At 74.9% G+C, this 2,454-nt stretch carries 2 protein-coding genes; both read right to left on the bottom strand.

Annotated elements, in window-relative coordinates; genetic code table 11:
* Window positions 1-145 precede the first annotated feature (145 nt).
* Window positions 146-2,149 (bottom strand): YhgE/Pip domain-containing protein, encoded by a 2,004-nt coding sequence (locus tag ACE3O1_RS15385; protein WP_374316543.1) that lies wholly within the window; start codon window positions 2,147-2,149, stop codon window positions 146-148.
* On the bottom strand, window positions 2,146-2,454 hold a 309-nt coding region (locus ACE3O1_RS15390; RefSeq protein ID WP_374316545.1), incomplete at its 5' end, for a hypothetical protein. The genes ACE3O1_RS15385 and ACE3O1_RS15390, both read right to left, overlap by 4 nt.

Raw genomic sequence — 2,454 nt, forward strand, 5'->3', positions numbered from 1 at the left:
GCGGTTCAGGACGGCGGCGGCGCCTGAACCCGCGGATCGGGGCCGAGCCGTTCGCCGAATCCGTGGAGTTCTGCAGGGCGATGCCCGGGACCGCAACGGCCCGGCCCCGATGAAGGGACCGGGCCGTCGCCGACGAGGGGCGGGGTCAGGCCGGGGCCGGGGCGGCGTGGAGGACCGCGGCCGCCGAAGTCGTGCGGCGCCGGGCGACGGCGAGCACCGTGGCCAGGAACGCCAGGACCGACCAGATCGCGAGCCCCGCGATCGCCGCGCCGACTCCGCCGGTCTCGGTGAGGGCCGCGAGCATCCCGTTGTAGGCGGGGGACGTCGGCATCAGGGCGGCGACTCCCGACAGGACGCCGGGCACCGTCGAGACGACGCCCGTCGCGACGGCCAGGACGCCGATGAGGGCCGAGATCCAGCGTCCCGCGCCGCCGAACACGGCGACCAGCGCCTGGTTCACGGCGGCGAAGGCGATGCCCGCGACCACGCTCACGCCGGCGAACACCCACCACTGGCCCCAGTCGTATCCGGCGGCGAGCTGCACGACCGCAGCGACCAGCAGGCCCTGCGCGGCGCCGAGCGCGGCGGCGGGGGCGAAGCCGCGCAGCGCGAGCAGCGCCGACGGCTCGCGGGCTGTGAGGGCGCGACGCGACACGGCCTGCAGCGCGATGAACGTCGCGAGCCCGCCGAACCACAGCGCGAGCGTCGACAGCAGCGGAATGGCGGATGCCCCGAACAGCGACGTTCCCACGCCGTCGGCGGCCACCGGGTTCGAGACCACGTCGGCCAGGCTCGTCGCCTCGGTGTCGGTGTAGGACGGAAGGGCGCCGGATGCCTCCTCCAGGCCGTCCGCGAGCGTCGAAGTCCCGTCGGCCAGCTGCGCGACGCCGTCCGCGAGGGACGACGCACCGGTGCCGGCCTGGGTGATGCCGTCGGCGAGCTGCGCGGCCCCGGACGAGAGCTGTCCCGCGCCCGTGGCGGACTGCGAGGTCGCGCCCGCGAGCTGGTCGAGGCCCGAACCGAGCGCGGCGACGTTGGTGCCGATCTCGCGGAACTGCTTCGCGAACTCGGCGGTCACCCCGGCGTCGAGCCCGGCGATGCCGTCGGCGGTGTACTCGGTCAGCTTCGCAGCGCCGGGGTTCGCCTGGGTGCCGTCGCCGTTGAGGATCACGGAGGCGGTGCCCGCCGAGGTCGCGGCCGCCACGAGGCTCGTGCAGAAGCCGGCCGGATTCACGGCCGGATCGCACGTCGCCGCGAGCGTCTGCAGCGTCCCGGCCGCTGATCCGGCGTATCCGGCGGCCGCTTTCGTCGCCGTCTCGGTGCCGTCGGCGAGGTCCGTGAGGTCGGTGGGCACGACGCCGGTCTGCTCGAGCTCGTCCGCGCCGGCGTTCACGCCGGCGGCGAGCTGGCCGGCCCCACCGGCTGCGCCGTCGATGCCACCCGCGATCTGCCCGAGCCCGCCCTGCAGCTCGCCCGCGCCGTCGGCGAGCCCGCTCGCGCCCGACGCGAGCTGCGGCATTCCGTCGGCGAGCTCCGCAGCACCGTCGGCAGCCTGCGTCGCGCCGTCGGCCAGGGACTGCGCGCCGGAGGCGGCCTCGCCGAGCTGGTCGCCGAGGGTCGTGAAGCCGAGGAACACGTTCTCGAGGTAGACCTGCGAGAGCTGCTCGCCCATGACGGATGCCGCGGCCGACGTGACCTGCGCGGTGATGGCGTCGTCCACGATCAGGCTGTCGGGGGGCGTCTGCACCTCGATCGTGGCGCGCTCGGGCGTCTCACCCGGCCGCGTCGAGGTCGCCGCCGCCGAGAAGTTCTCGGGGATCGTGATCACCGCGGCGTACGTGCCGTCGGCGAGACCGTCGGCGGCATCCTCCGCATTCGAGATCGTCCACGTGAGGTTGCTCGGCTGCTCGTCGGAGCCCTCGACGAGCCCGGCGGTGAGCTGGCGCCCGAGCGGGACGAGCTGGTCGTCGATCGTGACGGCCTCGTCCTCGTTCACGATGGCGGCGTTGAGCGACTCGAGCCGCTCGGTCGGGTTGTAGAGCGCGGCGACGAGGATGCCGCCGATCACCACGGGAAGCAGCAGCACCCCGATGAGCGTCAGCCACGTCACGGGCCGGCGCGTGCGCGCGCGTTCGATGGAGAGGGTCATGCGTTCACCTCGGAGATGGAAGAAGCGGATGCCGCGCCCGCCCGCAGCGCGAGCGAGCTCACGTCGGGGCGCCGGGCGTCGGAGAGAAGGGAGAGCGCGGGGCCGTCGGCCCTCGAGGTGGCGACGACCGTGAGCTGGGACCGCGCGCCGGCGTCCGCACGGGCGCGGAGAGCGGCGTGCGCGTCGCGCAGCAGCGCGGCGGCCTGGTCCCGCTGGGCGTGGTCGAGCGTGTCGATGCCGTCGATCACGACCAGCGACGTCCGCCCGCGGAGCGCACGGCGCAGCTCGCGCACCGGATCGTCGGC

This window comes from Microbacterium sp. (genome assembly GCF_041909575.1).
GTDB lineage: Bacteria > Actinomycetota > Actinomycetes > Actinomycetales > Microbacteriaceae > Microbacterium.